The organism is Bradyrhizobium sp. LeoA1Lang, assembly GCF_055413685.1.
The window spans coordinates 1-6360 of sequence record NZ_JBVAPG010000274.1 but is presented as its reverse complement, the minus strand read 5'-3'; the positions used below and the strand labels follow the sequence as shown (position 1 = coordinate 6360).

Genomic DNA, 6360 nt, shown 5'->3' with positions numbered 1-6360 from the left:
TCGCGCTGCGCTACGCATGGCTCCGCGCGCCGCCCTCTCACCGCAAAAACCCAACCCAACCCTGTTCGTTGAGAGCCTTGACTCACGAAGCCCCATATGAGGGTGGGCAAAGCGCAGCGTGCCCACCATCGACATTCCGCAAGAAATGGTGGGCACGCTTCGCTTTGCCCACCCTACGCCTTCCTGGTTACGCCTTGAAATAGGCGATCTGCGTGGTGGTGGCGAGCAGGCGGCCGGAGGGCGACCACAACTCGCCGTTCTGGTCGCCATAGCTCTTGTGGAAGATCTTGGCATCGGCAGCCGCCAGCACGCGGGTGATGTCCTCGGCGGCGAGGTCGGCGGCGTCGACGTGGAAATAGGTCGTCAGCGACACCGTACCGAACGGCACCAGTTCGCGCTTGGCGTGGAAGACGCGGCCGAAGAAAGCGTCCGACATCGCGATCAGCGAGAGCGCATCGATCTTGCGCGGCGCGCGGTCACCGATCCAGAGCTTGGAATAGGTCTCGGGCGCGGTGCTCGATGGCGTGCCGAATTTTGGCTCGCCCTCGACGAAGCGGAAGTCATACTGCTTGACCCACGATGCCGCGGTCTTGGGATAGGGCAGGGTCTGTTCGAACGGCGTTGCGTCCGGAAACTTCACCTGCTGGTGCGACCAGGACGGGCGGCGCTCGGCGAACACAGCGGTCGCAAGCGTTGCGACCTCGCCGCCGCTCTGCGTCATCTCGACGGACCAGTGCTGGCTCGAGCGATTGGCCTTCACCAGGCGGACATCGAGATCGAAGGCGCCTTGCGCGACCGGCGCGCAATAATTGACGGTGAGTGCAAGCGGATCGCCGGCGCGTTGCGGATGGTCGATCAGCGCCCGCAGGATGGTTGCCGCGGTGGCCCCGCCGAACGGGCCGACAAACGCCCAATAGTCGTCGCTGGTCTTCCCCTGCCAGCGGCTATCGCCGGCAGTGACCGCGGTGGCATCGTCGAACAAATGCGGGGTCTTGGTGAGCATGAAATCGTTCCGGTGTTGCAAAATACTCCGTCATTGCGAGCGAAGCGAAGCAATCCATTTCGCCGCTTGTGGAGGCATGGATTGCTTCGTCGCTTGCGCTTCTCGCAATGACGAGGATGCAGTATCGCGACTACTCGGCGGAATTCAATGACGTCGGAGGTAATCGATTTCCGTCGCGTGGGATTAGCGCTTGGCTCCCCACTGCGCCTGTTCCTTCAGCAGGCGCGGCGTGGGCGGCTTCACCGGCACGTTCCAGATCTCCTCGGCGTATTCGCGGATGGTGCGGTCAGAGGAGAACCACGGCATCCGGGCCACGTTGAGGATCGAGGCCCGGGTCCATGCCGGCACCACCTGCCAGCGTGCGTCGATGCCGCGTTGGGTGTCGTAGTAGGAATCGAAGTCGGCACTGACCATGTAATGGTCGAGATAGCGCAGCGCGTGGCCGATCGAGGCGAAGCGGGCAGGATCGCCGGGCGAGAACGCGCCGCTCTCGATTGCGGTGATCGCGCGCGCCAGCCGCGGCGAGCTGCCGATCAGGTCGCTGGCATCGAGCCCTTGCTTGCGGCGGACCATGACGTCGCCGGCTTCCATGCCGAAGATCGCGATGTTCTCGGCGCCGACATGGTCGCGGATCTCGATATTGGCACCGTCGAGCGTGCCGATGGTCAGCGCGCCGTTCAGCGCGAGCTTCATGTTGCCGGTGCCGGAGGCTTCCATGCCCGCGGTCGAGATCTGCTCCGATAGGTCGGCGGCCGGGATGATCACCTCGGCCAGGCTGACATTGTAGTCGGCGAGGAAGGCGATCTTCAGCCGACCATCGATCGCGGGATCGTTGTTGACGACTTCGGCGACGTCGTTGATCAGCTTGATGATCAGCTTGGCGTAGCGGTAGCTCGCCGCCGCCTTGCCGGCGAAGATCTTCACGCGCGGCACCCAGTCGCGCTGCGGCTCATCCTTGATCGCCTGGTACAGCGCGACCGCTTCCAGGATGTTCAAGAGTTGCCGCTTGTATTCATGGATGCGCTTGATTTGCACATCGAACAGCGCCGACGGGTCGACCTTGATGTGATTGCGCTCGGCCATCAGCCGCGCCAGCAGCACCTTGTTGTGCCGCTTGACGTCGCGGAACTGCTGCTGGAACGCGTTGTCGCTGGCATGGGACTCGAGCCGCTCGAACAGCGAGAAATCGTCGAGCACGGCTTCGCCGCAGACGTCGCGGATCAGGCCCGTCAGTCTCGGATTGGCCAGCATCAGCCAGCGGCGGAAAGTGATGCCGTTGGTTTTGTTGGTGATGCGCGTGGGATAGAGATGGTGGAGATCGTGGAATACTGTCTCCTTCATCAGATCGGAATGCATCGCCGAGACACCGTTGATGCGGTGCGAGCCGACAAAGGCGAGCTGCCCCATCCGCACCCGGCGGCCCGACTTCTCGTCGATCAGCGATACTGCGGCGCGGAATTCGATGTCGCCTGGGCAGCGCTCTTCGGCGAGCGCCAGGTGCTGCACGTTGATGCGGTAGATGATCTCGAGATGCCGCGGCAATAGCCGCTCGAACAGCTCGACCGGCCAGGTCTCCAGCGCCTCCGGCAGCAGCGTGTGGTTGGTGTAGGACAGCGTCGCGACCGTGATCTTCCACGCCTCGTCCCAGCGGAAATGGTGCAAGTCGACCAGGATCCGCATCAGCTCGGTTACGGCGAGGCTCGGATGGGTGTCGTTGAGCTGCACGGCCGCTTTCATCGCAAGGCTGCGGAGCTGGCCGTCGGCCGAAAGGTGCCGCTTCACCAAATCCTGCAGGGAGGCCGAGACGAAGAAATATTCCTGCCGCAGGCGCAGTTCGCGCCCCGCGGCGCTTTCGTCGTTCGGATAAAGGAATTTGCAAATCGCCTCGGCGCGCGCCTGCTCGGCGCTGGCTGAGACATAATCGCCGGTGTTGAAGACGTCGAGCTTCAACGGATCCGGCGCATGCGCCGACCAAAGTCGCAGCGCGTTGACGCGCTGGCCACGCCAGCCAACGATCGGCGTGTCGTAGGCCATCGCCTCCACGGTTTCCGCCGGGTGCCAGATGGCGATGTCACGACCGTGGTCATCGACATGCTCGACGGTGCCGCCGAAATGGATGTTGTAGACGACTTCCGGCCGTTGGAATTCCCAGGGGTTGCCGAAGCCCAGCCACTCGTCCGGATATTCCTGCTGCCAGCCGTGATTGATGATCTGGCGGAACAGGCCGAAATCGTAGCGGATGCCGTAGCCGATGGCGGGGATCGTCAGCGTCGCCATGCTTTCCATGAAGCAGGCGGCGAGCCGCCCGAGGCCGCCATTGCCGAGCGCCGCGTCAGGCTCGCATTTGCGCAGTTCATCAAGGCCGACGCCGAGATCGCCGAGCGCTCCCTCGAATACGGGCAAGAGGCCCATATTGTTGAGCGCGTCGGTGAACAGGCGGCCGATCAGGAATTCCAGCGAAAGATAATAGACCCGCTTGGCGCCGGCGTCGTAGCTCTCTTTTTCCGCCGTGAGCCAGCGATGGGTGATGCGGTCGCGCAGCGCGAGCGCCGCCGCCTTGTACCAATCGCGCTTGGTCGCCACGCTGGCGTCCTTGCCGATCTCCAGCCTCAGCTTGGCGAGGATCGCGCCCTTGATCTCTGCCAGCGCCAATTCATCGATCGGCTGATTGAGCGCCGGATAGCTTCCTGAGAAAGACTGTTCTTGCAACGCGGCAATCCTGAACTTGGGGGACTCGATCATGATCCGATGAGACGAAATCGGATCATGATCTAATCGCCTTGTTTGAGCATGATCTTTTCGGATCATGCTCTGGACAACGAATGATACGCGTCTTGCACTTCAATCGGAACCGCCCAGCCGGTTGTTGTGCACCGCGCTGGTATGATTTTATGCAAGGACCGGGCCGATTTTGCGACCTCAAGGCGACGCGCTTCGGTGGTATGGTTACATATTAGGCGGCACAATCATCATCACCGAGAGGGCACCAATGAGACTGCTGATCGAAATCGCAGCCGCTGTGTTGTTCATCGTCTGCATCACCGTCACCAGCGCCGCTTTCGCCGCCGGCAGTCCCGGGCGCAGCGCCGACGGCTTGACCTGCGGCTTCAGCATGCCACAAAGCGCAACTCCCGCCGCCCGTTGCGCCGCCATCAAGCGGCAATGCGGCGGCAGGTTTTACGCGAACTATTGTGGCGACAAGATGCTGTCGGCGATGTGAGACGGGGCTGTGTCTTTAGTGTCGTCCCGGCGAAGGCCGGGACCCATAGCCACAGGATTTAGAGTAGGTGCGATAAATCAGCCCATTCGAGATTGTTTTCTTCGATGAGACGAATTTTCCAATCGCGTCGCCAGGTCTTCAATTGCTTCTCGCGCGCGATCGCTTCCTGCGGTGATGCGTAGGTTTCCACGTAGACGAGGCGCGTTACGCCGTATTTCTTGACGAACTGTGAGCCTCGTCCCGAACGATGGAGCGTAATCCGATTGGCGAGATCGTTACAGATGCCAACGTAAAGCGTGCCGTGGCGGCGGCTCGCGAGGATGTAGACGTAATAGGCGCCTGCGGCACTCATGTATTGGCGTGACCTTGCGCGAAATCAGGCCCTGGTGGTTATGGGTCCCGGCCTTCGCCGGGACGACGTCATGGAGGCCTTAGAACAAATTAAGAACATTTTAGCAAGTATTTGATATCATTCTGATTCGGCGGCATCGCCGACACAACATCTATGGCCTGTCCGTTCCCGCGAGGACTACATGTCCACTATTGCCTTCGATCAATTCGCGCTCACCCGCATCGCCGACTTTGCGCGCTCGCTGTCGCGCCTGCATCAGGCGTCCCGCCGCCAATGGGTCGATGACGACCAGATCGACCGCGAGTTCAACGCGGTCTGCATGTCGATCTGGGGCTACACCATCGACGACATCAGCGACGACTTGTTCTCACCTGCGGATCACGCCTGGCTCGATTCGCTCGACGAAGCGCATGCGCGCATCTTTGCCGCCGAGCAGGGCTATGACCTCGTCGACGACCAGGGCATGCTGACGGACTGGTGGGGCTATTGCTGGATGATCCTCGCTGAAAAGCGCGGACTGCTGACGCCGGAAAACCGTGCCGCAGCGCGTGCGGCGATCGAGGAGAAATATCGCGCCGCGCCGAATGTCATCGGGGTGATCGTCGGGCGGTGAAGTTCGCAATGACGGTAGACTAGTTGATCTCCGCCCGCTTCGCCTTCGGCGCGGCTGATTTCGGCACGACGGTGACCGGCGGTGCGCCGTCATGGCTCGTTTCCGGCTGCGGCGCTTCGCCGACCGTTTCGGCCGCGACCGGCGCGACCTTCATCTCGCCGAGCCGGGCACGGAGTTCGGCGGTGAGACCGGGGTAGGACGCGACCGGCGTGAAGTCGGCGCTCTGGTTGTTGCCGACCCGGACGCCGGTATACGCCACCAAGCCATCGGTGGTGGCGACCACGTCGCCGGCGCGAAGTGAGGTATCGAGCGTGAGGTCGACCGGCGCGAGGCCGGCGGGATCGCGGCCGTTGCAGGTGCAGTCTGCGCGCAATGACTTGCGGTAGGCGAAGGCGTTCTCACTGTCGGCATAGCGTTCGCCGGCCGACGAGGTCGCGTAGTCGATGCTGCCACCGTAATAAACCTTGGTGGTAGTCGCCGGACAGAACGCCTGGCAGAGCTGAACCGGTGTCGCGCTGCCGCGCAAGCTCAGCGGGAAATATTTGCCGTCGCAGCTTCTGACGCAAAAGGCCGGGCCGGAACCGGCAACGCGCGGCGCGGGCGCAGCCTGCGGCTGTTGCTGCTGGTTGAGGCCGAACGGATCAAAGAAATTGGGTTGTGGCTGGCCCTGTCGCGACTGCTGCTTCTGCCCGCCGCCGAAGAAGAAATCGAGCAGCCCTTCCGCCGAGACTTGCGCCGGCGCGAGCGTCAGCGAGCCCAGAAGGGTTGCGGCAACAAGTGTCACGTGGCGCCGCACGCGACTATCAGCAAACCCTCTACGCAACGCCAACTCCACCCGACAGAGCCAACAGAGCCGAGACGTCGTCTCCGCGCGATTCACCCTAATGTGGGATGGTAAACGAGCAGTTGATTGCGGAAGAACTATGGAGATGAGCGCAATCTCGCGCGGTGTGCCGATGCGGCAACACTAGAGCGGGATGACTATTCTTCGAATCGTCATCCCGCTCCAGCTTTTTTTGAGCATGATCTTTTCGGAAAACCGGTTCCCACTTTTCCGGATCATGCCCTAGCTGTGGTCTTTCAGGAGGTTGTCCATCTGGTCCGAACCGAGGAAGCTGAGGTTGCGAAGCTTCAGTGTTCCCCGGAGAGACCAGATGAACAGCCACAAGAAT

General features: G+C 62.0%; 6 protein-coding genes. 2 read left to right on the top strand and 4 right to left on the bottom strand.

Features of this window, described 5'->3' with window-relative positions:
• Positions 1–187 precede the first annotated feature (187 nt).
• Positions 188–1003: an acyl-CoA thioesterase gene (locus ACZYOF_RS41455; protein ID WP_130582318.1), complete on the bottom strand. Its 816-nt coding sequence runs from the start codon at positions 1001–1003 to the stop codon at positions 188–190.
• Between the two features lie 183 nt (positions 1004–1186).
• Complete coding sequence (locus tag ACZYOF_RS41450) at positions 1187–3712, bottom strand: glycogen/starch/alpha-glucan phosphorylase (protein WP_463719358.1); 2526 nt, start codon at positions 3710–3712, stop codon at positions 1187–1189.
• 280 nt (positions 3713–3992) lie between these two features.
• Here ACZYOF_RS41450 and ACZYOF_RS41445 point away from each other — a divergent pair, with 280 nt between their 5' ends.
• Positions 3993–4223 (top strand): hypothetical protein, encoded by a 231-nt coding sequence (locus ACZYOF_RS41445; protein ID WP_463719357.1) that lies wholly within the window; start codon positions 3993–3995, stop codon positions 4221–4223.
• A gap of 58 nt (positions 4224–4281) precedes the next feature.
• Here ACZYOF_RS41445 and ACZYOF_RS41440 read toward each other — a convergent pair whose 3' ends face one another.
• Positions 4282–4575, bottom strand: a complete 294-nt coding sequence (locus tag ACZYOF_RS41440; protein WP_463719356.1) for a GIY-YIG nuclease family protein — start codon at positions 4573–4575, stop codon at positions 4282–4284.
• A 181-nt stretch (positions 4576–4756) separates the two neighbouring features.
• On the opposite strand from ACZYOF_RS41440, the gene ACZYOF_RS41435 reads away from it, so the two are divergent.
• Positions 4757–5188 (top strand): hypothetical protein, encoded by a 432-nt coding sequence (locus ACZYOF_RS41435; protein WP_130582097.1) that lies wholly within the window; start codon positions 4757–4759, stop codon positions 5186–5188.
• A gap of 19 nt (positions 5189–5207) precedes the next feature.
• Here ACZYOF_RS41435 and ACZYOF_RS41430 read toward each other — a convergent pair whose 3' ends face one another.
• Entirely contained in the window at positions 5208–5972 is a 765-nt protein-coding gene (locus ACZYOF_RS41430) for a DUF2865 domain-containing protein (protein ID WP_463719355.1), read from the bottom strand.
• Positions 5973–6360 lie beyond the last annotated feature (388 nt).

Excerpts from the sequence above, each read along its gene's own strand:
- ACZYOF_RS41455 (WP_130582318.1), bottom strand. The coding sequence starts at position 1,003 with ATGCTCACCAAGACCCCGCATTTGTTCGACGATGCCACCGCGGTCACT.
- ACZYOF_RS41445 (WP_463719357.1), top strand. The coding sequence starts at position 3,993 with ATGAGACTGCTGATCGAAATCGCAGCCGCTGTGTTGTTCATCGTCTGC.
- ACZYOF_RS41435 (WP_130582097.1), top strand. The coding sequence starts at position 4,757 with ATGTCCACTATTGCCTTCGATCAATTCGCGCTCACCCGCATCGCCGAC.
- ACZYOF_RS41440 (WP_463719356.1), bottom strand. The coding sequence starts at position 4,575 with ATGAGTGCCGCAGGCGCCTATTACGTCTACATCCTCGCGAGCCGCCGC.